This window comes from Rhodococcus sp. 14-2483-1-1 (assembly GCF_002259335.1).
Classification (GTDB): Bacteria; Actinomycetota; Actinomycetes; order Mycobacteriales; family Mycobacteriaceae; genus Rhodococcoides.
This window is the reverse complement of the sequence record NZ_NPFX01000002.1, coordinates 145,613-169,698: the sequence shown is the minus strand read 5'-3', so window position 1 is coordinate 169,698 and position 24,086 is coordinate 145,613. Positions and strand designations below refer to the sequence as shown.

Below are 24,086 nucleotides of genomic sequence, written 5' to 3'. Positions count from 1 at the left end.
GATGACAATGACTGACAACGGAAGGACAGCCTGATGCCGGGACGTCAACGGCGTGACGGCGGAAGCGGCCCCGCCGGACAGAACAGTGGCCCCAACGCAGGTGGCGACAACAACCAGCGCGGCGACAACCGCGGTGGTGGCGGTCGTGACCGTCGTGACAACGGCCGTGGCGGAAACGCTGCGGACAAGTCGAACTTCATCGAGAAGGTCGTCACGATCAACCGCGTCTCCAAGGTGGTCAAGGGTGGTCGACGCTTCAGCTTCACCGCCCTCGTCATCGTCGGTGACGGCAACGGACTGGTCGGCGTCGGCTACGGCAAGGCCAAGGAAGTTCCCGCGGCCATCCAGAAGGGTGTCGAGGAGGCTCGCAAGAGCTTCTTCCGCGTCCCGATGATCGCCGGCACCATCACGCACCCCATTCAGGGCGAAGCCGCTGCCGGCGTCGTCATGTTGCGTCCGGCCAGCGCCGGTACCGGCGTCATCGCCGGTGGCGCTGTGCGCGCAGTGCTGGAGTGCGCCGGTGTCCACGATGTGCTGTCGAAGTCGCTCGGTAGCGACAACGCCATCAACGTCGTGCACGCGACCGTCGCGGCCCTCAAGGGTCTGCAGCGTCCCGAGGAAGTTGCGGCTCGCCGCGGCCTGACCCTCGAAGAGGTTGCACCCGCCGGAATGCTGCGCGCTCGCGCACAGGCAGGAGCGGTGAAGTAATGGCTCAGCTGAAGGTCACTCAGATCAAGAGCACCATCGGCCAGAAGGCGAACCAGCGTGACAGCCTGCGTACTCTCGGGCTCAAGGGCATCCGCCAGACGGTCGTCCGCGAGGACAACCCGCAGAACCGCGGACTGGTCAACACGGTGCGCCACCTCGTAACTGTTGAGGAGGTCTAACCATGACCATCAAACTGCACCACCTGCGCCCCGCAGCCGGATCCAAGTCGACGAAGATTCGCGTCGGCCGTGGTGAAGGTGGCAAGCGCGGCAAGACCGCAGGTCGCGGTACCAAGGGAACCGGCGCACGCAAGAACGTGCCGGCACGCTTCGAGGGTGGCCAGATGCCACTCCACATGCGGCTCCCGAAGCTCAAGGGCTTCACCAACCGCAACCGTGTCGTGTTCCAGGTCGTGAACCTGCGCGACATCGAGCGCCTGTTCCCCGAGGGTGGTCAGATCGGTATCCCCGAGCTGATCGCCAAGGGAGCCGTTCGCAAGAACGAGCTCGTCAAGGTTCTCGGAGACGGAAACCTCACCGTGAAGGTCGATATCTCGGCCAACAAGTTCACGGGCTCCGCCAAGGAAAAGATCGCCGCTGCCGGCGGTTCTGCAACCGAGGTATGAGCATTGCTTCGAAGTGCTGATTAGCAGCGCTTCGAGCAGCAGTTCGTGACGATGGCCGCAGCCACAGCTCTCGCAGCTGAGCTGCGGCCATCGTTGCCTACACGCAATGTCGTGTGTGTCGACCGATCGGCCAGGGTCCAACACTGACCGTCGGGACGTTCGATGCGCACTGTTAGAGTTCTAGAGTTCAGAGAAGTTCGTATCGATGCGGTCGATGTATGTCGTCCGCAGTCCATGCTCGTGAGGCTCACGGGAGCATCAGTCGCTCCCGATGAAGCACTCGCGGCGTCAACGCAGTCGTGCCAGGAGGATCTTTGCTTTCCGCCTTCGTGTCGGCCCTCAGGACTCCTGACCTGAGACGGAAGATCCTCTTCACGCTCGGTCTGGTGGCCCTGTATCGCTTCGGTGCAACGCTGCCGTCGCCGGGTGTCGACTACGCCAATGTCCGAGCGTGCATCGACCAGGTCTCCGGTGGAGATTCGGCGGGCATCTACTCGTTGATCAACCTGTTCTCGGGTGGAGCGCTGCTCCAGCTGTCGGTGTTCGCGATCGGCATCATGCCGTACATCACCGCCAGCATCATCGTGCAGCTGCTCACCGTCGTCATCCCCAAGTTCGAGGAACTCCGCAAGGAGGGACAGTCGGGCCAGGCCAAGATGACGCAGTACACGCGTTACCTGTCGATCGCACTGGCCATCCTGCAGGCGACCGGCCTGGTGGCCCTCGCTTCGCGCGGCCAGCTGCTCCAGGGATGTCAGCAGGACATCATCGCCGACCAGTCCATCTTCGGGCTCGTCATCATCGTGCTCGTCATGACTGCAGGCGCAGCCGTCGTGATGTGGTTCGGCGAGGTCATCACCGAGCGCGGTGTCGGTAACGGAATGTCGCTGCTGATCTTCGCCGGAATTGCCTCGCGCATCCCGTCCGAGGGCAACTCGATCCTCGAGAGCCGCGGCGGACTGGTGTTCGGGTTCGTCTGCTTCGCAGCGTTCCTCATCATCACCGGTGTGGTGTTCGTCGAGCAGGGTCAGCGTCGTATTCCGGTTCAGTACGCCAAGCGCATGGTCGGTCGAAAGATGTACGGCGGCTCGTCGACCTATCTTCCGCTCAAGGTCAACCAGGCCGGCGTCATCCCGGTGATCTTCGCGTCCTCGTTGCTCTACCTGCCCAATCTGATCGCGCAGCTCACGTCTGCGAGCACGGCAACAGATCCCAGCTGGTGGCAGCGCATCATCAACGAGTACCTGGTGAACCCAGCCAACCCCGTCTACATCGCGATCTTCTTCGGTCTCATCGTCTTCTTCACGTACTTCTACGTGGCGATCACGTTCAATCCCGAAGAGCGCGCCGACGAAATGAAGAAGTTCGGCGGGTTCATTCCCGGTATCCGCCCCGGCAAGCCGACTGCGGACTACCTGAACTACGTTCTCAGCCGCATCACGCTGCCCGGCTCGATCTACTTGGGCACGATCGCTGTGCTCCCGAACCTGTTCCTCGACATCGGCAGTTCCGGTGGAGGCGGGAACCTCCCGTTCGGTGGAACAGCCGTGCTGATCATGGTCAGCGTCGGCCTGGACACCGTGAAGCAGATCGAAAGCCAGCTCATGCAGCGCAACTACGAAGGGTTCCTCAAGTGAGACTTGTTCTGCTCGGTCCCCCCGGTGCCGGCAAGGGCACGCAAGCCGTTCTCCTCTCCGAGAAACTGGGCGTGCCGCACATCTCCACCGGAGATCTGTTTCGCGCGAACATCGGCGAGAAGACGCCGCTCGGCCTCGAAGCGAAGAAGTACCTCGACGCCGGCGATCTGGTTCCCAGTGAGCTGACCGTCGACATGGTCCGCAGCCGTCTCGCCGAGCCCGACGCCGTCAACGGTTTCCTGCTCGACGGCTTCCCCCGTTCGGTCGGTCAGGCCGAGGCTCTCGTGGGCATTCTGTCCGATCTGAACGCGAAGCTCGACGCCGTACTGTCGTTCGTCGTCGACGAGGACGTCGTTGTCGAACGGATGCTTGCGCGTGGTCGCGAGGACGACAAAGAGGACGTCATCCGCAACCGCCTCAAGGTGTACCGAGACGAAACGGCACCGCTGCTGGACTACTACGCCGACGAGCTCGTCACGGTCGACGCCATCGGTGAAGTGGACGAGGTCAACGCTCGCGCGCTGAAGTCCATCGAGGATCACGGCAAGTAATGGCGTTCGGCCGTAAACGCAAAGTCGTACCGTTTCGCAGCGCAGGTGAGCTCGACGCCATGGCGGCTGCCGGTGCGGTCGTGGGTGCTGCGCTGGTTGCCGTCAGAAACGCGGCGGGTCCCGGGGTCTCGACACTCGAGCTCGATCGAGTAGCCGAAGCGGTGATTCGGGACGCCGGGGCCGTTCCGTCGTTCCTCGGGTATCACGGCTTCACCGGCAGCATCTGCTCCTCGGTGAACGATCGTGTGGTGCACGGCATTCCGTCCGCAGACGAGATTTTGGCTGCAGGCGACCTGGTCTCGATCGATTGTGGTGCGGTACTCGACGGGTGGCACGGAGACTCCGCGTGGACGTTCGGCGTCGGGGACATCATCGAGGCCGATGCAATGCTGAGCGAGGCGACGAGACTGTCGATGGAAGCCGGTATCGCGGCAATGCTTCCTGGTAACCGACTCACCGACGTTTCGCATGCCATCGAGTCCGGAACGCATGCGGCGGAAAAAGCGGACGGCCGAAAGTACGGAATCGTCGACGGCTACGGCGGCCACGGAATCGGCCGCGAGATGCACATGGATCCATTCCTGGCGAACGAGGGTGCACCGGGCAAGGGCCCGGAGTTGGTGGTCGGATCGACGCTCGCGATCGAACCGATGCTGACTCTCGGGACCTACGACACCGACATCCTCGAGGACGGGTGGACCGTCGTCACGACCGACGGATCGCGCTCGGCGCACTGGGAACACACGGTCGCCGTGACCGAGGACGGGCCACGCATCCTGACGGTTCGGCCAAGCTAGAACTACCAGGCCAACGATCCGTAACGACGGCCCCCTCGGATGAGTCCGAGGTGGGCAGCCGTCAAACGTAGCCAGAGGCGCGTCGGCATCCGGGTCAGTGCGGTCGGCAGCAGTGGGTTTCGCAGTGCAAGCGCGAGTAGCGCGACGATCGTTGTACGGACTCGGAACGGCGGGCATCCGCTCGCCCGGTACATCCCGCGGACGTGGGCCGAGCCGTATCCGAGTGCCCCCGCTTGTGCCCAATTGTCTCGGTAGCCCGTACGCAGACGATATTCGACCAGCGGCTCGGCTATGAAGTGCAGGCGAGCGCCCGATTGCTGTGCGCGCCAAGAGAATTCCATGTCCTCGCTGGCATGAACGAATTCGAGCATCCCTCCGAGATCTCGGTAGGTCGACGCGTGGCACGCCATACTCGCTCCGATGACGAACGGTCGAAATGCTGACTTGCCCTGATTCGAAGGTGGGGCGAACGGAACGGCGGCTCGCGTGGATTCCGAGTTCAGTGCCTCGGTGCTCAGGCCGGTTCCCACGAGGTCGTAGCGCTCGAGCTCGGCAGTGATGCGCCGCAGCCACGTCGGGTGCACGACGTCGTCGGCATCGCAGAAAGCCAGGAGTGGGCCGTCTGCTGCCTCCGCCCCGCGATTGCGCGCGAAGGACGCGCCTGCGGTGCCGGACGAATCGACGTACTTCAGATTCAGTCGGGTCCGTAGCTCGTGGCTCTTCACGAACTCACACACGCCGTCGGTCGAGCCGTTGTCGCTGACGATGACCTCGAACGAGCCGTCGTAATCCTGATGCGCGAGCGCGCTCAATTGTTGGCCGAGTAAATCCATGGCGTTGTGTACGGGAATGATCACGGAGACGGCTGGGCTGTCTCCGGACGGGTTGGAACTCAAGAGTGCACCTTGCGGGCTCGGACTCTGCACGATTATGGGCGGACGAAACGTTAGCTTCTTTGAACGAGCGTGGCCAGCCGAGGTGTTTCGTGCCCGCTTCGCGCGCATTTGGCCAGATGTGTGTTTGCCGGTAACATAGATCGACGGTGCGCCCTGCGTACCGGATGTTCGCGTGCCCGCATGGGCTGCGAGCGTTTCCGGCGACACGCAGGCTCGAGCGATCGGGTCGGTCAGTGCGCATCACGGTAACGGAAACAGATGCAATCAACCAGGTGTGAGAGCCAGGATCGCGGAGGATATGGCCAAGAAAGACGGTGCTATCGAGGTAGAGGGCCGAGTAGTCGAACCACTGCCCAATGCGATGTTTCGCATTGAGCTCGAAAACGGCCACAAGGTACTCGCTCACATCAGCGGAAAGATGCGTCAGCACTACATTCGCATCCTTCCCGAGGATCGCGTCGTCGTAGAGCTCTCGCCCTACGACCTCACGCGTGGACGCATCGTTTACCGCTACAAGTAAGAGCTTCCCCGGCCACGTCCGGTCGGGGGGAACCATGCTCGGAGCCGCTGCCCGCAGTGGGGCCGAGCTACACACAGGAGATCAACGACGTGAAGGTTCAGCCGAGCGTCAAGAAGATCTGCGAAAAGTGCAAGGTGATTCGTCGTAACGGGCGAGTCATGGTGATCTGCGACAACCTGCGTCACAAGCAGCGTCAGGGATAACCACCGAGCTTTTCGCACGTCGGCTTGGCAACAGCTAGAAGATGACCTCCCAGCACCAACCGTGACACACGCGTTGCGGCATACCCCCGGCACGGAGGCCGGGGCCCCACTGAGTTGGTTGAAAGACGCTTCACACCCCAGCGGTGAGAAGGACACAGGGGACGGACTGGGAGCAGACCTCCGGACAAGAAAAGGAAATGCCACATGGCACGTCTCGCAGGTGTGGATCTGCCGCGCGAAAAGCGCATGGAGATCGCACTGACTTACATCTACGGCGTCGGCCGTACCCGCTCCAAGGAGATCCTCACAGCGACGGGCGTCAGCCCCGACCTGCGAAGCAAGGATCTCGGCGACGACGATCTGCGCAAGCTCAGCGATTACATCAACGAGTCCCTCAAGGTCGAGGGCGACCTGCGCCGCGAGGTTCAGGCCGACATCCGTCGCAAGATCGAAATCGGCTGCTACCAGGGTCTTCGCCACCGTCGTGGTCTGCCCGTCCGTGGACAGCGCACCAAGACCAATGCGCGTACCCGTAAGGGACCCAAGCGCACCATTGCCGGCAAGAAGAAGGCGAAGTAATGCCCCCCAAAGCACGCGGTACCGGTCCGAAGAAGGCGCAGAAGACGCGTCGCAGGGACAAGAAGAACGTCCCGCACGGATCTGCGCACATCAAGAGCACGTTCAACAACACGATCGTGTCGATCACCGACCCCGCCGGAAACGTCATCTCATGGGCGTCCTCGGGACACGTGGGCTTCAAGGGCTCGCGCAAGTCGACTCCGTTCGCCGCACAGCTCGCAGCCGAGAACGCTGCGCGCAAGGCACAGGAGCACGGCGTCAAGAAGGTCGACGTGTTCGTCAAGGGTCCCGGCTCCGGCCGTGAGACCGCTATCCGCTCGCTTCAGGCCGCTGGCCTCGAAGTCGGCACCATCTCCGATGTCACCCCTCAGCCGCACAACGGCTGCCGTCCGCCCAAGCGGCGTCGGGTCTAGCGGGAAGGAAAGGTTTAGAAAATGGCACGTTATACCGGTCCTATCACCCGCAAGTCGCGTCGTCTGCGCGTCGACCTCGTCGGAGGCGACCAGGCATTCGAGCGTCGTCCCTACCCGCCGGGCCAGCACGGCCGCGCGCGGATCAAGGAGAGCGAGTACCTGCTCCAGCTGCAGGAGAAGCAGAAGGCTCGCTTCACCTACGGCGTCATGGAGAAGCAGTTCCGTCTGTACTACAAGGAAGCCAACAGGGCCGCCGGCAAGACCGGTGAGAACCTGCTGACCATCCTCGAGACTCGTCTCGACAACGTCGTCTACCGTGCAGGTCTCGCACGCACGCGTCGTCAGGCACGCCAGCTGGTCACCCACGGCCACTTCCTCGTGAACAACAAGCGAGTGGACATCCCCAGCTACCGCGTCTCGCAGTACGACATCATCGATGTCCGCGAGAAGTCCGCACAGACACTGCCGATCCAGATCGCCCGCGAGAGCTACGGCGATCGTCCGGTCGCACCGTGGCTGCAGGTCGTTCCCAACCGTCTTCGCATCCTGGTTCACCGGGTGCCGGAGCGCGCACAGATCGACGTGCCGCTCCAGGAGCAGCTCATCGTCGAGTACTACTCGAAGTAAGGCGCAGCACGCATGTGAGTCTCCTCGCGAGGCTCACATGCGTCTTCGCCTCCACACGTGGGCGTCAAATAGCGGACGTCCGTACAGGAGGAACACACAATGCTCATTTCACAGCGCCCGACGCTGACCGAAGAGGTCATCGCCGACAACCGCTCGAAATTCGTCATCGAGCCGCTCGAGCCCGGCTTCGGTTACACACTCGGCAACTCGCTCCGCCGCACCCTGCTCTCGTCGATCCCCGGCGCTGCTGTCACCAGCATCCGTATCGACGGTGTTCTCCACGAATTCACCACGGTCCCCGGTGTGAAGGAAGATGTCACCGACATCATCCTGAACCTCAAGGGTCTCGTCGTGAGCTCCGAAGAAGACGAACCGGTCACCATGTACGTCCGCAAGCAGGGCCCCGGCGCTGTCACCGCAGGCGACATCGTTCCCCCGGCCGGCGTGACGGTGAACAACCCTGATCTGCACATTGCGACCCTGAACGACAAGGGCAAGTTGGAGATCGAGCTCGTCGTCGAGCGCGGTCGCGGCTACGTCCCCGCCGTTCAGAACAAGGCATCGGGTGCCGAGATCGGCCGTATTCCGGTCGACTCGATCTACTCGCCCGTGCTCAAGGTCACCTACAAGGTGGAGGCCACCCGCGTCGAACAGCGCACCGACTTCGATCGGCTCGTTCTCGACGTGGAAACCAAGAATTCCATCACCGCGCGGGACGCGCTCGCTTCGGCGGGCAAGACCCTGGTTGAGCTCTTCGGCCTCGCCCGTGAGCTGAACGTCGAAGCAGAAGGCATCGAGATCGGACCCTCGCCCGCCGAGGCCGATCACATCGCTTCCTTCGGACTCCCCATCGAGGATCTGGACCTCACCGTCCGTTCCTACAACTGCCTCAAGCGCGAAGGTGTTCACACCGTCGGTGAGCTGGTTGGTCGTACCGAGTCCGATCTGCTCGACATCCGTAACTTCGGGCAGAAGTCCATCGACGAGGTGAAGGTCAAGCTGCATTCGCTCGGCCTCTCCCTCAAGGACAGCCCCGCGTCGTTCGATCCGACCACCGTGCCTGGCTACGACGCCACCACGGGTACGTGGAGTGACACCGACGCCGGCTCCTTCAGCGACACCGAAGGTGCCGAGCAGGACTACGCCGAGACAGAACAGCTGTAATCAGCTCGCTGGAGCTCTTACTAGGAGATTCATCATGCCCAAGCCCACCAAGGGCCGCCGTCTCGGCGGGTCGGCGTCGCACCAGAAGGCCATCCTGGCCAACCTGGCGACGTCACTCTTCGAGCACGGCCGCATCACCACCACCGAGTCGAAGGCCAAGCGCCTTCGTCCCCACGCCGAGAAGCTCGTCACCCATGCCAAAAAGGGTGATCTGGCCCATCGTCGTGAGGTTCTCAAGACAATCAACAACAAAGATGTCGTGCACAAGCTGTTCGCCGAGATCGGGCCTTTCTTCGCCGATCGCGACGGTGGCTACACGCGCATCATCAAGACCGTCCCCCGCAAGGGTGACAACTCGCCGATGGCCATCATCGAGCTCGTCAACGAGCAGACGGTGTCCAACGAAGCCGACCGCGCGCGCCGCGTGAAGGCATCGAAGGCTGCTCCGGCCGCAACCGAGGCTCCGGCCGAGGAAGCGACCGAAGAGAACGTCGTCGAGGCTGTCGAAGCCGACGCAACGGACTCCGAGGTAGCGAACGCCGACGCAGTCATCGATGGCATCGAGGACAACGACGCTCACGCGTCGGACGCCCCCGAGGCCGAGGAAGCAAAGAAGGACTAGTCCTTTTGAGCTCCGCGCACGATCGAAGCGGGCCCGCCATTCCCCCAGGGGAAGGCGGGCCCGCTTTGTCGGTACCCACCAGAATTCGGCTCGACATCTCCTACGACGGCACGAACTTTTCCGGATGGGCGCGTCAACCGGGTATCCGCACCGTCTGCGGCGTGCTCGAACAAGCCTTCTCCACCGTGCTCCGGCAACCGATCGAGCTGACCGTCGCCGGCCGAACCGACGCTGGAGTACACGCAACCGGTCAGGTGGCACACTTCGATGCCGTCGACGTTCCGGATGATCACGACCGACTGATCCGGCGTATGGCCCGGTTTCTGCCCACCGACGTTCGGGTGCGGGCAATCAGCACCGTCTCCCGCGATTTCGACGCCCGATTCTCGGCGTATCGCCGACATTACGAGTACCGATTCAGCACCGCGCTCTATGGAGTCGACCCGCTCGACGTCGCCGGCGTCGTGTCCTGGCCACGGCCCATCGATCTGGACGCAGTACGCGAAGCGTCGCAGGCATTGATCGGACTGCACGATTTCGCAGCGTTCTGCAAGAGGAGAGACGGTGCCACCACGGTGCGAGAACTGCAGCGCTTCGACTGGGGACGCGACGGTGATCGGCTCACCGCGTACGTCAGCGCCGACGCGTTCTGCTGGTCGATGGTGCGTAGCCTCGTCGGTGCAATGCAGGCTGTGGGGGAAGGACGTCGCAGTCCGGATTGGGCGCGGTCACTGCTGACGCGTCGCGAACGGTCCAGTGAGGTGACAGTGGCTCCGGCACATGGACTCTCGTTGGTCCGCGTCGACTATCCGCCGTCCGACATGCTCGCTGCACGAAACGCGGCCACCCGAGAGGTGCGAACTGCGATCTCGGCCGACGGATGCTGTGGGGGAGAGGGCTGACGAACCGCCGCCGGGGCTACTGTCGGAACGATGCAGCCGATACAACTAGCCATCGTCGTCGGTAGTGTCCGCGCCGGGCGCATCGGACCCACGGTCGCGGCCTGGGTCCGCAGCGTTGCCGCCGAGCGCGCGAGCATCGAGGTGGTCGACGTGGACCTGGCCGACTTCGAACTGCCCGGCAACTTGGTCCCGAACGACGACACCGAGCGTTTCACCGCAACGATCGGGGCATGCGATGCGTTCGTGTTCGTCACGCCCGAGTACAACCACGGCGTTCCCGGATCGTTGAAGACGGCGCTCGACACCGTGAAGTACGAGTGGCGCGCCAAGCCGGCCGGATTCGTGTCCTACGGAGGCCTCGGCGGCGGAATCAGAGCTACCGAACAACTACGACAGATCACTGCGGAACTGCACATGGTGTCCGTTCGAGACGCCGTGTCGGTGCACCGTGTACGCAAGCGGTTCGACGGCGAGGGCGGTATCGACGATCCCGCTGCCGTCGATGCCCTGGGTCGACTGCTCGATCAAGTCGAGTGGTGGGCCGGTGCGGTGGCCGGCGGACGGGAGCGAATCGACTATCCCGGCTGAGAATTGGTCAGGCACGGACGGCTGAGCGCAGACTTCGTGGCCGACCGATGAACGCCGTCTCCTGCGGGATCGTCACCAGTGTCAGTTCGATGTCGAGAGGGCCCGAGAGCACCCTGATCCGGTCGCCCGAGGCGTGCGGTTGAACTATCGACACGTCCCACTCCGGCCGTGGCAGTCCGCGCGCATGTTCGGTGCCGTCGTTGCGCGGTACATGCTCGGTCAACGACATCACGGTCACACCCGAAAGTCGTTGCTGGTCAGTCGGTTCGGATCCGTCCGCGAAGTCGTTCAGGATCACGTCGTACGACGTCCGAGATCGGATAGTGTGGCCGTCGACAGACAGGCGGTCGGGGGCGCCTATCGCGTCGAGGAGCGATCGCCATGCGTGTGGGCGGTCGCTCCGAACGAGAACTCTGGCTCCCGTAGCGATGGCGCGGAACAGCAGTTGCTGAGCGAGGTAGAGTTCCCCGGCGATCCGCACTCGGGCCAGGCCCGGCCCGAACAATCGCACCGCGACACCGTGTCCGGCGGCGTCGGAACCCAGGAGCTGGCCACAACCGCTCACCGGAAGGTCCAAGTCGTCGAGGCTCGATACCTCGAGAGTTCTATTGGGGGACAAGGACTTCAGCCCGGGTACTGCCAGCGGTAGCTGTGCGAAGATTCCGTCTCGTTGACTTCCGCTCATCGAGGTCAATCCGCGGACCGAAGGTTTCGCGATTCGGGCGCGGGCGGCGAATCTGCACGATCCACGGATGCGAAGCTTTCCGATGTCGCGGGTCGGCTGCAGGTGGAAGGTCATCGTCGTCCCCAGGGACGGCGTCGACCACAGAGTGGCAATGTCTTCGGCAGTGATTGCGCTGCAGTCCATTCCGAAGCCGACGCTGGACACACCCGGCAAGGGTGCCGTCGACCACGTCTGTGTCAGATCGTCGGTACTCACTCCCCTACAGAGGTGCAACACAGCCGATCGAAGTTCTGCGCTTGTGAGCAGGCGCGAGGACAGGCCATCGGCCTGAAGAGCACGCAGGACGCGCGTGGTCGCCACGACGGCGGTGCGCGCTGCCCCGGCCCGGCTTCCGCCTCTGACCTCGATAGCCCGAGCATTGGACCGCACGTCGAGAGTGACTGCTACCCATACCGTCCGCATCGCCACAGCGGGTAGCGGACCGATGAGTCCCTCGTACACCTCGGTGGCAGCAGAACCGGGTGAGCTGCGAAATCCGAGTGCAGCGATGTCGATCGACGAGACGATGATGTCGTGTTGCCGAAGACACGACGCCAGCGTCTCGATGGGGAGGGTGTACCGCGTGTCCGCGCTCGCCCTGCCGAGAACCGTCGTCGTGTGCGCGGGCGGGAGGATCTCGATGATGCAGCTGACCGTGTTGCGCTGCCAGTGGACACCGACAGCCTGGCCCGTCGTGTCGTGATGGTCGGTGGTCACACCCACCTCGGGAAAACGGTTCGCGAGGAACCGCCAGAGGACCCGGAACCATTCGACGATCGATCTGCGGCGAATGGTCACGAACGGAACGAGTGCCACCGCCGCAGCGGTGACCAGTGCCCACAATGGCCGCACCTGCCCTGCGAGCAACGCAAGACTTGTTGCCACTGCAGCGATCTCGGCCGTGATCACGCGTCGGAGCGTAGGCGCGGCGAAAGGCATCGCGGTTCGCCCGAGCCCGATCGAACCCGTACGTGCCATCCGAACCCTCCCCCCGAAGGTTGCCGTACCCATCGATCGCCGCCGAAGCGGTCGCCGAGGTGTGCGGACGAACTGTACTGTGTCGCGTGACTCGAATGGGGATCGGGTCCGATCGAATCCTGGGGAGGAACTGTGGCGTCGACGCCCACAACGAAGTGGCAGGTTGGCGGCTACCGCTTTCTGGTTCGCCGAATGGAACACGCGCTGATCAGGCGTGATGCCCGAATGTTGCACGATCCGATGAAGTCGCAGTCCCGTGCACTGCTGGTGGGCGTCGTGATCGCCTGTATCGGTTTGGCGGGATGCGCTGCGCTGGCTCTGTTTCGGCCGCAGGACAAGATCGGCGATGCGTCGATCGTGGTCGGTAAGGATTCGGCCGCCATGTTCGTGAAAGTGAACGACGTGTTCCACCCGGTGCTCAATCTCGCGTCGGCCAGACTGGTGGTCGGCAAGCCCGACGACCCGTTGACGGTCAAGGAATCCGAACTCGCCTCGAGGCCTCGCGGAGCGCTGGTGGGGATTCCTGGCGCTCCCTCGGCACTGCCGCACGACCCCGATGGTCGCGCCGAAGCATGGACTGTGTGCGACACACTCGATCCGATCGCAGGGGTCACCTCGACCACGGTCGTCGCGGGTGATCTCCGGTACGACGACAGCGCAGCGCCACTTGCCGATACCGAGGCATTCCTGTGGACTTCGAACGGAACGGCGTACCTCGTGCACGACGGAACGAAGTCGCCGGTCGATCTGGCCGACCGGGCAGTGATCCGTGCACTCGGGCTCGAGGATGCCACACCGTCACCGGTGAGTGCCGGTCTACTCAATTCGGTGCCGCAGTCGCCCGCTGTCGCGGCACCGTTCATTCCCCGCGCGGGAGAGGCTCCGCAGTTTCCGTTCGACGGTCGACCGATCGGTTCGGTCGTCAAGGTGGCCGGTCGCGACGTCCAGTACTACGTCGTACTCGAGGACGGTATTCAAGCGATCAGCGAAACGGCTGCACTGCTCATCAAGTTCACCGACTCGCAAGGCAGTCCTGACATCGCAGCGGTCAACCCCGACGTTCTCCGAGATGCGCCGAAAACCTCGGTGGGTCTTTCGGTCTCGACGTTTCCGGCGACGACCCCCGTGATCGTCGACGCCGGTGAGCGACCCGTCAGCTGTCTCACCTGGGAACCGCTCGAGGTGGCCGACGGCGGGCCGACGGCTCGGCTCGTGGAGTCCGCCGGTCGCGGGTTACCGCTCGAGTCCGGCGCACAACCGGTCACGCTGGCTCAGGCCGATGGTGGAGGTGACGCCGTGGATCAGGTCTATCTGGCACCCGGCAGTGGCGGGTTCGTCCGCGGCACGGGAATCTCGACGTCGAGTACCCGTCAGGACAGCGTCTTTTTCGTGGCAGACACCGGGGTTCGCTACGGCGTCGAGGGCAGTGAAGCCGCGTCGGCGCTGGGGTTCGGGCCACCCGCACCGGCGCCGTGGGCGATCCTGCACTTGCTCGGCAGCGGTCCCACTCTCGGGCGCGGTCAGGCTCTGACGATGCACGACGGGGTTGCTCCCGACCCACAGGCCGCCGCGCTACCGACGAAGTAGCGCAACTCGTTACGGCCGGCCCCGCCGACGCAAAGGTATCGACAGCGCGAGACCGAGCGCCAGAATCACCGCGACCAGTACCGAACCTGTCACCGCTGCATTTCGCGGACGATGATCCGGTGCAGGCTGTGGAAGCGGAGCGCGCATCGCGACGCTGTTCGCAAGCGCGGCACGAGGTGCAGGCACCACGCGGTCGGTGACAGCGGCGAGTGGATCGACGACGCCGTGACCGACGAACGGATTCCACCCCTCGGCCGGTGCGTGCGCCGTTCTCTCGATTCGGTCCACCACTTCCAGCGCAGTCAGCTCGGGCCGGTGGGCGCGCACCAGCGCCGCGACAGCAGCCACCAGCGGTGCCGCGAAACTTGTTCCCGTCATGGGATTCACACCGTCGTTGCCCCGAGTGCCGTTCGCCAGTCCGCTGCCCGAAGGCGACAGTGAGGTCATGTTCGAGCCCGGCGCGGCGACGTCGACCCACGGACCCGCAAGACTGAACGAGGACGGCGTGCCATCCGACTCGACCGAACCGACGGTCAACACGTCGTCGAACCAGGCCGGGGTTGCAATGGTCGCGAAGCCGTCCCACGGATCTGCATCGGGCCGAAGCGGATCCGCGTGAGGATTCTGCGCCTGGCAGGACGTGCTGCCCAGATTTCCCGCTGCGGCAACGACGACGACATTTCTCTCACGGACGGCGTAGTGCACCGCGGCACCGAGGGGACCGTCCGGCACACCGCCTCCCGCGGGTACGCAGGCCACTTCCGAGATATTGATGACCGACGCCCCGGAGTCGACCGCGGTCCTGATGGCCATGGCCATCGTGCGCACGTTTCCGTACCCCGCGGCGTTCTCCGGCTCGGCGGCTCTGTCCTCCTCGGGTCGGTTGTCGACAATCTGAAAAACATTGCTGGACTGGCGGATCGAGAGTATGCGTGCATCCGGGGCGCCGCCGGCGAATCCACTGCCCGGCGCGGTGTTCGCGGCGATCAAACCGGCGACCATGGTGCCGTGCGCATCGCAATCGAACAATCCGTCACCTGCACTGACGTAATCGCCGCCCGGGCCCAGACCCGATAAACGCGGATGAGCGGTGACACCGGTATCGATGACAGCGACCACCTGACCGGCTCCGCGAGTGATGGGCCAAACCGACGCGAAGTCCAGCGCTTTCTGCGCGGTCGGAGCCTCCTGCGGGTCGGGTGTCTCGGACGGAAGAGCGCACGCATTCTTCTGTTCCGTGGGCTCGAGAGGAGCCGGGGGACTCGGTGCAGGCAACTGGGCGGGATCGATCAGGGGACGTTCGGCACGAGCGGGAGAGACCCCGAGAACGGCATTCGACAACACGGCGAGAGCAGTGAGCACCGCAACGACGATTGTGTGCCGCCTGCGCGGCATCACAGCCCGCGGACGACGCTGTACAACCCGCACACCCACACGGCGACCGGGATGACCAGGGCAATGACGGCATACTCGAGGAGCTCGGCCGATCGTCGCATCACCGGCGAGTACGTGCGTGTCGGCACGAATGCGCCGAAGATCGATGCCGTCACGGCTCCGGCCACTGCCACGCCGAACAAAGCGAGGGAGTATTCGGGCAACGCGATCACGGCACCGACGAGGAGCGATAACAAAATCGTCGTCCCGCCTGCGACAAGCGGAACAGCATGTACCACAACGGCATAGGTGCGACCTCGCAGTAGGAGAACGAGAGCGCACAGCGCCGCGAGCGCTACCGCAGGCCACTCGCCGCCGCCCCCTGTACCGTCGGCCGCCGCAGCGAGAACTCCTGCCACCACGGCGACCGTGAACGCCAGCAGCAGACCGGTCAGGTAACTCCGCGCTCGTGCTGCGGCTCCCTGCAGATCCTCGAACGACATCGCGTCCAGTTCGGCTTCCTCGACCGTATCCAGCGGTGCGCCTGCCGTGGGAACCGGCGGAAGCGGCAACTTGGCCTGCATCATCGACACGCGCGCGGAGAGAGCAATTCCCGTGAGACCCGCCAGAGCCGCAGCAGTTCCGATCGCCGGTTGCGACATCGTGGTGAACAGCGTGCACACAGCCGCGAGGAACGTGAGCAACGCCAGCACGATCGCGGCGGTGAACAACGCGAAGCCGGTTCCACCGATCCGCAGGGACAACAGGGCCGTCGCGCCGGCCATGGCCGAGCCCAACATCAGCTGCGCCGCACCGAATTGTCCTGGCACCAGCAGAGTTCCGCCGGTGAACATCAGCGTGACGGCACACCCGCCGAACAGCACCGCGACCGCGTCCTGCCGATACAGCCGTCCCAGAATCACCCCCGCGATCGCGAAGAGGATCGAGGCAGTCACCGCAGCGACTCCCCCCACGATATCGCCCACATTCTCGGCTCCGTCGCGAATCGGCCCACGCAACACCGTCGCGCACGCCAACAACACCAACGATGCGGTGACGACCGAGCCCACGGTTCGCGCAGTGCGTGCAGTCCAGTGTGGGACGTCGTCACTGCCCGCTCTCGCAACGGAATACATGAGGTCGTCGAAGAGTGGAACCGGTGCAGGCCGCTCGGCGACGCCCAAGACGAACAACTCGCCGTCGCGAACCGACAGTTCGGCGAAGGTCGCCGTCGGCGACAGCGGAGGCAACCCGATTCGAGCAAGTGTCCACGCCACGGGCACGCCCTCGGACTCAGGATCGACGTCGTACCCCGCCACCCCGGGTCGTCCCGCAGGCTGCACTCCCGCCACCCCGGGTCGTTCCGCAGGCTGCACTCCCGCCACCCCGGGTCGTTCCGCAGGCTGCACTCCAGCGATCATGTCGATGATCCCCGGAACGAGCAGCGAGACCGGAACGTCCACCGGCAGCGCCATATCCACCTGGGTGGACCTGGCCAACACCGTCACCCGGCAGACGTCCTGCGCGAATACGGAATGCGTTCCCGATGGCCGACGGTGTGCTTCTGGTGCGGTGGTCGACGGCCCTGGGCCGACCGATGGACGGCTGTCGGCGCGTGTCATGAAGATCCCCCCGGATGCGTACTGTTCGCGTGCAGATGCCCGCCCCACTGGGCATCTGCGTGCACACCTTACGACATCACGACGACTCGCAATCGTCCTTCACACCGCTCGCGGACACTCGCGCTCAGGCTGCGACGAGGTCGCTCACCTGTGCAAGCAACTCGAAGGAGCGAAGCCACGATGCTCGATCGGACACGCCGGAGGCGACGATCAGCTCGTCGGCACCCGTGCGCTCGGCGAATCGATCGAGGTAGTCCTTGACCATGTCCGGGGTACCGACGGCCGAATACTTGGTCATCTTCGCGATCTGTTGTCCCGCCGGCGCTTCGAGAACCATGTCGGCTTCTTCGTCGGTGAAGGTCCGGCCTCGGCCGAGCAGCAGGCTGACGCGGCTGCGCTTGGTGCGGAGGAATTGAGCCTGCGCGTCGGCGAGTGAATCCGCCGCGATCACGTTGACACCCACGATCAGGTGCGGCTCGGCCAGCTGTGCCGACGGCCGGAAGTCACGGCGATAGATCGCGACGGCCTGTTCGAGCGCATCGGGTGCGAAGTGCGAGGCGAAGGCGTAGGGCAGTCCGAGTGCTGCGGCGAGTTGAGCACCGAAGAGCGACGAGCCCAGGATGTAGAGCGGCACTTCGGTACCGGCACCCGGCGTTGCGTTCACCCCGGGGATCAACGACTCCGTCGACAGGTACCCCTGCAATTCCTGGACGTCCTGGGGAAATCGATCTGCGGACTCGGGATCGCGGCGCATTGCGCGCATCGTCACCTGGTCACTCCCAGGGGCGCGACCCAGGCCGAGGTCGATCCGGCCCGGATGCAGGGTCGCCAACGTGCCGAACTGCTCGGCGATGGTCAGCGGCGCGTGATTTGGGAGCATGATTCCGCCGGACCCGAGCCGGATCCGCTCGGTATGGGCAGCGACGTGGCCGATGAGCACCGACGTAGCGGACGACGCGATCGACTTCATGTTGTGGTGCTCGGCGTACCAGATGCGTCGATATCCCCAGTTCTCGGCGTGCTGAGCGAGCGTGACGCTGGCGTCGAAGCTGTCGCGGACTGATTCGCCCTCGCCCACATGTGCGAGATCGAGGATTGACAGGGGTACGGACACGGTGGGAGCCAGCCTTTCGTTCGTCGAGCGCACGGCAAGGGAGCCGCATTCATGTGTAACTGCGTCGGGCGGCGTTCTATTTCTCGCAGCCCCGCGCAGTACGACCCCGGCGGCGGCGCCGAGTAGGGCAGGCGCTCGAAGTGTGCGTGGACCGCCCGGTCTGCGATGCGTTAGCCTGTCGTCCACGTGGCCTCGGGGGGAGGTCGCAGCGAGGCAGTTGTGGGGGCGCAGCCGTGGGGGCGGACCGATGAGTACCGTGCGCTTCGTTCGCGGCGCGCGCAGGGCAGTGCCCCGGTCGCCGGGCGGTGAGGTCGATCTGCAGCCACCACCCGAGATTCCGCGCGCAGTTCCCGGCAATCTGCTGATGAAATTGATGCCGTTGGTGATGGTCGCGGCCATGGTCGGGATGGTCGCGCTGATGTTCACCTCCGGTGCGGCGGCCAACCCGATGATGTTGATGTTCCCGGCCATGATGTTGATGTCCATGGTGGGAATGCTTGCTGGCGGCGGCAAGTCCGGGGGAGCACGTACGGCCGAGGCGAACGAGGACCGCAAGGACTACCTGCGCTACCTCGATCAGCTGCGCCGCGACGTCGCCGAGACGGAGCGTGCGCAGCGCAGGGCCCTCGAATGGAGCCACCCGTCACCCGAGACCCTGTGGTCGGTCGCCGGAACCGAACGAATGTGGGAGCGACGACAGTCGGACCCCGATTTCGCTCATGTGCGAGTCGGCCGCGGTGATCAAAGATTGGCCACCCGTCTGGTACCGCCGGAGACAGGACCGGTGGAGGAGCTCGAGCCAGTGTCTGCGGTGTCGCTGCGCCGTTTCGTGCGGGCGCATTCGGTGGTGTCCGCGCTGCCGACGGCGGTGTCGCTGAGGGGGTTCGCTGCGCTGTCGATAGCAGGCGATCGCGACTGTGCGAGAGCGATGGTGCGCTCGATGTTGGCCTCCCTGTGCAGCTTTCACGGCCCCGATCATGTTGCGGTCGCGATCGTCTGCGGTCCGGACACCGTGGAGCAATGGGAGTGGACCAAGTGGCTTCCACACACGCAGCACGACGCTGTGCGTGACGTCGCAGGGTCGGCTCGGATGATCTTCGGGAGCTTTCTCGAACTCGAAAGTGCACTGGGCGATGTGCTCGCCTCACGAAATCGGTTCGCACGCGGAGCAGTTCCGGTCGTCGGCGTAGTTCAGCTGGTGATCGTGGTGGACGGCGGACTTCTCGACAACAGGTCGACCGACCTCACCGACACGGGCCTCGATTCCGTCACGATCATCGACTTGTCCGGTCTCTGTCCCAGACTCGCTGCATCGCGCGGTCTCCAGTTGTTCGCCGAGAACGGATCGATCGGTGCCGTGAGCGGGACAGCGGTCGAGGTTTTCGCCGTCGCGGACTCGATGAGTACCACCCAGGCGCACGCCGTTGCCCGACGCCTGTCGCCGTTTCGTGCTCCGTCCGCGTCGTCGGTGGTCGATGCCACCGGCGACGACGGAGTGCGAGTCTCGGGATGGAACAGTCTGGTCGGGATCGCCGATGTCGGTGCCCTCGATACCGACCGGGCCTGGACGATGCGTCGCGGCCGCGACAGACTGCGGGTGCCGATAGGTGTGGCACCCGACGGGAGTCCGGTGGAGATCGATCTGAAGGAGTCGGCCGAGAACGGGATGGGACCGCACGGATTGTGCATCGGTGCAACGGGTTCCGGAAAATCGGAGTTCCTCCGCACGCTGGTGCTCGGATTGGTGGCAACGCACTCGCCCGAACAACTGAACTTGGTGCTCGTCGACTTCAAGGGCGGCGCGACGTTCGCAGGCCTCGAGTCCGCACCGCACGTCGCCGCGGTGATCACCAACCTCTCGGAGGATCTGGCGTTGGTGGATCGAATGCGCGACGCGTTGGCCGGCGAGATGAATCGTCGCCAAGAGTTGTTGCGCTCGGCCGGAAACTTCGCGAACGTCTCGGACTACGAGAAGGCGCGCGCCGCGGGGGCGAACCTGGCACCGATGCCCGCTCTGTTCGTGGTGGTCGACGAATTCTCGGAGCTGCTCAGTCAGCAGCCGGAATTCGCCGAGTTGTTCGTGGCGATCGGTAGGCTCGGACGTTCACTGCATATGCATTTGCTCCTGGCCAGTCAGCGCCTCGAAGAGGGAAAACTGCGCGGGCTGGACAGTCACCTGTCGTACCGAATCGGATTGAAGACGTTCTCCGCGAACGAGTCTCGCTCGGTGCTCGGCGTTCCCGACGCTTACCACCTTCCCGCGCAACCCGGTGCGGGCTACCTCAAGTGCGATTCTGCCGAAATCGTCAGGTTCGCTGCAGCGTACGTCTCCGGCCCCTACGAGCCGCCACGGTCGAGTATCGGTGCGCGAGCTGTGCTGGGAGCCGACGTCAGGCCGAGGCCCTTCACTGCCTACGCGGTACCACTCGATTCCATCGATGCCGGCCGTATCGAGGCCGCGCAGGCTCCCGTGGACGAACCGGAGCCGGCCGAGTCCGAGAACACCGGTGCAACGGTGCTCGACGTGGTCGTCGGACGGATACGCGGGCGTGGGATGCCGGCTCATGAAGTGTGGTTGCCGCCGCTGGATGCTGCCCCCACGTTGATACAGCTGCTGCCCGAGTCGGTCCTGACCGAGCGCATCGATCCACGTTCGGGTCTACGTGCTCCGATCGGGATCATCGATCGACCGTTCGATCAGCGCCGCGATCTGCTGACCGTCGATCTCTCCGGTGCAGCAGGTCACGTCGCTATCGTCGGAGCTCCGCAATCGGGGAAGTCGACGGCTCTTCGGTCGCTGATTCTGGCGCTGGCCATGACGCATTCACCCGCGCAGATCCAGTTCTACTGCTTGGATTTCGGCGGCGGAACGTTGGCCGGTCTGGCCGATCTTCCGCACGTGGGATCGGTTGCCAACAGGCTCGACGTCGATCGGGTTCGGCGGACCGTGGCCGAGGTTGCGGGTGTAGTGCGGCAGCGGGAAAAGACCTTCCGTGATCGCGGAATCGACTCGATGGCGGAGTTCCGGCGTCGACGTGCGACGCAGCCCGTCGATCCCGATGATCGGTTCGGGGACGTCTTTCTCGTCATCGACGGGTGGCCGTCCATCAGATCCGACTTCGAGAGCCTCGAACAGTCGATCGCCACCTTGGCCACCCAGGGCCTTGCCTTCGGTCTGCATCTGATCCTCACGGCGTCGCGATGGGCCGAAGTTCGTCCTGCGACAAAGGATTTGATCGGTACCCGATTGGAATTGCGCCTCGGCGATCCGTCGGATTCGGACATGGGCCGTGCGAAGGCGGCGAGTGTTCCGGAAGGTCGGCCCGGCCGGGGAATGACCAGGGAAGGACTGCACATGTCGATTGCGCTTCCTCGAGTGGACCAGCGGAGTTCCGTCGACGATCTGTCCCGCGCTGTCGGTGAATCGGTCGCGGCGATCTCCGCGGCGTCCACGGGAACCCCTGCGCCGCCGGTTCGGATGCTTCCGGAGTTGCTCGAACGGTCCGCAATCCTCGCTCAACTAGGCGATGCGTGGCCTCGAACACGCGGCGGCACTCCCGAATTTGGAGTTCCCATCGGGATCGACGAGACCGAGTTGGCACCGGTGGTACTCGATTTCGCGGAGAATCCGCACTTCCTGGTGTTCGGCGACAGCGAGTGCGGCAAGACGTCTCTGCTGCGCGGGATCTGTCGATCGCTCACCCTGGCCAATTCATCCGATCGGGTCAAGATCATCGTCGCGGACTACCGCCGAACTCTGCTCGGCACAGTCGATTCCGACCATCTGGCGGGCTACGCCGCCTCGCAGGCGACTCTGACGAGCATGATCGTCGACCTTGCCGGTCGCATGAGCGACCGCATGCCGGGTTCCGATGTGACCCAACAACAGCTTCGCGACCGGTCCTGGTGGGATGGTCCCGAGGTGTTCGTCCTCGTCGACGACTACGACCTGGTGGCCACGTCGTCGGGAAACCCTCTGGCTCCGTTGGTGGAACATCTTCCGCACGCACGAGACATCGGGCTGCACGTCATCGTGGCGCGCCGCTCGGGCGGCGCAGGCCGGGCACTGTTCGACCCGGTCATCGGGCGTCTACGCGATCTGGTGACACCGGGTCTGGTGATGAGCGGAAGCCGCGACGAGGGGAACCTGCTCGGGACAGTACGGCCCAGTGCCATGCCGCCCGGACGCGGCGTCTTCGTCGATCGCTCCGGTCAGGCTCTCGTCCAGCTCGGGCATTCGAGTTGACCGACTGGTGGCGCTATGCGGCAGTGCATCTGGGGTATGCCGAGGTCTCGGTCGTCGCCACGAGCGGCCCGCTCGAGGGACCGCGAGAGTGCGTCGGCTCGGCATTCGCCACGGTCGAAGGTGGCCGGCTCGTGTTCGGTCGTGCCGACACAGCAGGGGAGATACCGCCCCTGCTGTGTATCGACGACCCGTACATCGCGGTGGGAACCTCGGTGTGGAACCGGGGCGAAGTCCTGCACGGGATCGTATGGTCGGCACTGCAGAACGCCGGGGTGCACGACCGACTCGATGTACTCGAGATCGCGTATCCGTCGATCTGGGGCGACGAGCGCACGGGTTTCCTTTGCGCCACGTTCGCGGCGTCGGCGAACGAGGTGGTGCTCGTGGAGACGGCCGCGGCCGCGATCGAGTCTTCGGGTGAACGTGCGCCGTCCGCCGCGGTCGTCGTCGAAGTGGGTGCTCTCGATACGACCGTGCTCGTCATCGACCCGTCGGGGGCGCACGGCGGTGACACCGGTGCCGTCGTCCCCTTCGGTGCAGGCGACGACGATGCCTGGCGGCAAGCGGTCGGTGACTACGTTCGTTCGTCGGTCTCGCACTGCCCGGACGAGGTATTCGTGGTGGCATCGGCGAACGCTGGAGCCGACCTCGTCGTCGATCGCAGCAACAGGTGGCTGACCGGACTCGATATCGCCAGGTCGCTGTATCGACTGGCCGGCGCGGATCTCGAACCGGCACCGTCCGTCCGTGCCGCGACGACTCGGTCGGCAGCGTGGCTCGACGACGTCATCGTGCCGTCCCCTCGGCGAAATCCGGTGTCCTCTCGAATCGCAGTCGCAGTCGCGGTCGGAGTCGCGGTTGCCGTCGTATCGACATGTGCCGCGGTGTATTTCGTCTCCAGTTCGCCCGGGAGAGTCGAAACCGCAGCAGCACAGCCATTTTCGCCGATCGTGGCACCGAGCAGCAGTACGTCGGTGTCTGCCGTCGATACGGCACCGGCGACCACGTCGACCGATGTACCTCTGCCGGTTCGAACGGTGACGTTCGTATCGGGACGGACCTCGATGCGTCTGCCGGCCACCTGGACGAGGCTGGACGACCCGGACCGCATGGTGTTGATTCCGCCGGTACCTCCGGACCGACGCATCGTCGTCACGGTGGCCGACCTGACGCCGGGTTCGACGCAGGAACAGGTGGCGGCCGAGCTCCGGTCGGCCGTCGATGCCCGTGGCCCGGACTCCACAATCGGGTCGCTCGAACCTGTCCGTGATTTCGGTAGTCGGGTCGGGATCGCCTACACGGAGACGCCCATCGACGATTCGACGGTGCTCTGGCGGGTGTTCGTCGAGGCCGATCTGCAGGTCAGTATCGGTTGCCAGTTCGAGGGCGACGACTCGGCCGTGATCGACGCCGAATGCGACCTGGCCACCCAGAGCCTGGAGATTGTCCCGGCGTCGTGAGAGCCGACCACAGTTTTTCGAGTGCAGCCGGAACCGAATCGAGGGGTTGCTGCGTCCAAGGAGATGTAGGGGAGTGAGCAGGCCGGACAAGGCCTCTCGGTCGAACAGCACGTGTGCCGCGGGTGCACGTGATTCGAGTAACGAGTACT

At 64.5% G+C, this 24,086-nt stretch carries 23 protein-coding genes; 18 read left to right on the top strand and 5 right to left on the bottom strand.

Annotation, left to right across the window (positions count from 1 at the left end; genetic code table 11):
- The first annotated feature begins 33 nt into the window (after window positions 1-33).
- From rpsE to map, 6 genes are all read left to right on the top strand, one after another.
- Entirely contained in the window at window positions 34-708 is a 675-nt protein-coding gene (gene rpsE, locus CH294_RS00905) for a 30S ribosomal protein S5 (RefSeq protein WP_032365630.1), read from the top strand.
- Complete coding sequence (gene rpmD / locus CH294_RS00900) at window positions 708-887, top strand: 50S ribosomal protein L30 (protein WP_008718256.1); 180 nt, start codon at window positions 708-710, stop codon at window positions 885-887. The genes rpsE and rpmD overlap by 1 nt, the downstream gene beginning before the upstream one ends.
- 2 nt (window positions 888-889) lie before the next feature.
- Window positions 890-1,333: a 50S ribosomal protein L15 gene (rplO, locus tag CH294_RS00895; RefSeq protein WP_027496326.1), complete on the top strand. Its 444-nt coding sequence runs from the start codon at window positions 890-892 to the stop codon at window positions 1,331-1,333.
- A gap of 314 nt (window positions 1,334-1,647) precedes the next feature.
- The gene (gene secY / locus CH294_RS00890; protein WP_032376651.1) at window positions 1,648-2,970 is read left to right on the top strand and encodes a preprotein translocase subunit SecY; all 1,323 of its coding nucleotides are present in this window, start codon (window positions 1,648-1,650) and stop codon (window positions 2,968-2,970) included.
- Entirely contained in the window at window positions 2,967-3,521 is a 555-nt protein-coding gene (locus CH294_RS00885; RefSeq protein WP_032376652.1) for an adenylate kinase, read from the top strand. The genes secY and CH294_RS00885 overlap by 4 nt, the downstream gene beginning before the upstream one ends.
- Window positions 3,521-4,318 carry a type I methionyl aminopeptidase gene (map, locus tag CH294_RS00880; RefSeq protein ID WP_094736734.1) on the top strand — a complete coding sequence of 266 codons (798 nt, stop codon included), beginning with the start codon at window positions 3,521-3,523 and terminating at the stop codon, window positions 4,316-4,318. The genes CH294_RS00885 and map overlap by 1 nt, the downstream gene beginning before the upstream one ends.
- Before the next feature lie 2 nt (window positions 4,319-4,320).
- Here map and CH294_RS00875 read toward each other — a convergent pair whose 3' ends face one another.
- Window positions 4,321-5,214, bottom strand: a complete 894-nt coding sequence (locus tag CH294_RS00875; RefSeq protein WP_170944544.1) for a glycosyltransferase family A protein — start codon at window positions 5,212-5,214, stop codon at window positions 4,321-4,323.
- Window positions 5,215-5,512: 298 nt separating this feature from the next.
- Here CH294_RS00875 and infA point away from each other — a divergent pair, with 298 nt between their 5' ends.
- The 9 genes from infA to CH294_RS00830 all read left to right on the top strand — a co-directional run bounded on the left by infA (window position 5,513) and on the right by CH294_RS00830 (window position 10,832).
- Entirely contained in the window at window positions 5,513-5,734 is a 222-nt protein-coding gene (gene infA, locus CH294_RS00870) for a translation initiation factor IF-1 (RefSeq protein ID WP_005140011.1), read from the top strand.
- Between the two features lie 89 nt (window positions 5,735-5,823).
- Window positions 5,824-5,937 (top strand): 50S ribosomal protein L36, encoded by a 114-nt coding sequence (gene rpmJ, locus CH294_RS00865; protein ID WP_025347279.1) that lies wholly within the window; start codon window positions 5,824-5,826, stop codon window positions 5,935-5,937.
- A 204-nt stretch (window positions 5,938-6,141) separates the two neighbouring features.
- Entirely contained in the window at window positions 6,142-6,516 is a 375-nt protein-coding gene (rpsM, locus tag CH294_RS00860) for a 30S ribosomal protein S13 (RefSeq protein ID WP_008718227.1), read from the top strand.
- Window positions 6,516-6,929, top strand: coding sequence for a 30S ribosomal protein S11 (gene rpsK, locus CH294_RS00855; protein ID WP_027496331.1), 414 nt, complete (start codon window positions 6,516-6,518; stop codon window positions 6,927-6,929). Before rpsM ends, rpsK begins: the two co-directional genes overlap by 1 nt.
- 21 nt (window positions 6,930-6,950) lie before the next feature.
- Window positions 6,951-7,556 (top strand): 30S ribosomal protein S4, encoded by a 606-nt coding sequence (gene rpsD, locus CH294_RS00850; RefSeq protein WP_008718223.1) that lies wholly within the window; start codon window positions 6,951-6,953, stop codon window positions 7,554-7,556.
- 99 nt (window positions 7,557-7,655) lie between these two features.
- Window positions 7,656-8,720, top strand: a complete 1,065-nt coding sequence (locus CH294_RS00845) for a DNA-directed RNA polymerase subunit alpha (protein ID WP_032376654.1) — start codon at window positions 7,656-7,658, stop codon at window positions 8,718-8,720.
- A 34-nt stretch (window positions 8,721-8,754) separates the two neighbouring features.
- Window positions 8,755-9,342 (top strand): 50S ribosomal protein L17, encoded by a 588-nt coding sequence (gene rplQ, locus CH294_RS00840; RefSeq protein ID WP_032404669.1) that lies wholly within the window; start codon window positions 8,755-8,757, stop codon window positions 9,340-9,342.
- 5 nt (window positions 9,343-9,347) lie between these two features.
- Entirely contained in the window at window positions 9,348-10,244 is an 897-nt protein-coding gene (truA, locus tag CH294_RS00835) for a tRNA pseudouridine(38-40) synthase TruA (RefSeq protein ID WP_094736732.1), read from the top strand.
- Between the two features lie 30 nt (window positions 10,245-10,274).
- Window positions 10,275-10,832, top strand: coding sequence for an NAD(P)H-dependent oxidoreductase (locus CH294_RS00830; RefSeq protein ID WP_094736731.1), 558 nt, complete (start codon window positions 10,275-10,277; stop codon window positions 10,830-10,832).
- Between the two features lie 7 nt (window positions 10,833-10,839).
- Here the strand turns inward: CH294_RS00830 and eccE are convergent, their stop codons facing one another.
- Window positions 10,840-12,534 (bottom strand): type VII secretion protein EccE, encoded by a 1,695-nt coding sequence (gene eccE / locus CH294_RS00825; protein WP_170944543.1) that lies wholly within the window; start codon window positions 12,532-12,534, stop codon window positions 10,840-10,842.
- 132 nt (window positions 12,535-12,666) lie between these two features.
- Here eccE and eccB point away from each other — a divergent pair, with 132 nt between their 5' ends.
- Window positions 12,667-14,121 (top strand): type VII secretion protein EccB, encoded by a 1,455-nt coding sequence (gene eccB / locus CH294_RS00820; protein ID WP_094736729.1) that lies wholly within the window; start codon window positions 12,667-12,669, stop codon window positions 14,119-14,121.
- Between the two features lie 9 nt (window positions 14,122-14,130).
- On the opposite strand, the gene mycP is transcribed toward eccB, so the two are convergent.
- The 3 genes from mycP to CH294_RS00805 all read right to left on the bottom strand — a co-directional run bounded on the left by mycP (window position 14,131) and on the right by CH294_RS00805 (window position 18,231).
- Window positions 14,131-15,516 carry a type VII secretion-associated serine protease mycosin gene (mycP, locus tag CH294_RS00815; RefSeq protein WP_094736728.1) on the bottom strand — a complete coding sequence of 462 codons (1,386 nt, stop codon included), beginning with the start codon at window positions 15,514-15,516 and terminating at the stop codon, window positions 14,131-14,133.
- Entirely contained in the window at window positions 15,516-17,117 is a 1,602-nt protein-coding gene (gene eccD, locus CH294_RS00810) for a type VII secretion integral membrane protein EccD (RefSeq protein WP_141216427.1), read from the bottom strand. Before eccD ends, mycP begins: the two co-directional genes overlap by 1 nt.
- 124 nt (window positions 17,118-17,241) lie before the next feature.
- Window positions 17,242-18,231: an LLM class flavin-dependent oxidoreductase gene (locus CH294_RS00805; protein WP_037147832.1), complete on the bottom strand. Its 990-nt coding sequence runs from the start codon at window positions 18,229-18,231 to the stop codon at window positions 17,242-17,244.
- 247 nt (window positions 18,232-18,478) lie between these two features.
- On the opposite strand from CH294_RS00805, the gene eccCa reads away from it, so the two are divergent.
- Window positions 18,479-22,477 carry a type VII secretion protein EccCa gene (gene eccCa, locus CH294_RS00800; protein WP_094736726.1) on the top strand — a complete coding sequence of 1,333 codons (3,999 nt, stop codon included), beginning with the start codon at window positions 18,479-18,481 and terminating at the stop codon, window positions 22,475-22,477.
- A complete protein-coding gene (locus CH294_RS00795) occupies window positions 22,474-23,937 on the top strand; it encodes a type VII secretion-associated protein (protein WP_094736725.1) in 1,464 nt (487 codons plus the stop codon). The genes eccCa and CH294_RS00795 overlap by 4 nt, the downstream gene beginning before the upstream one ends.
- Window positions 23,938-24,086 lie beyond the last annotated feature (149 nt).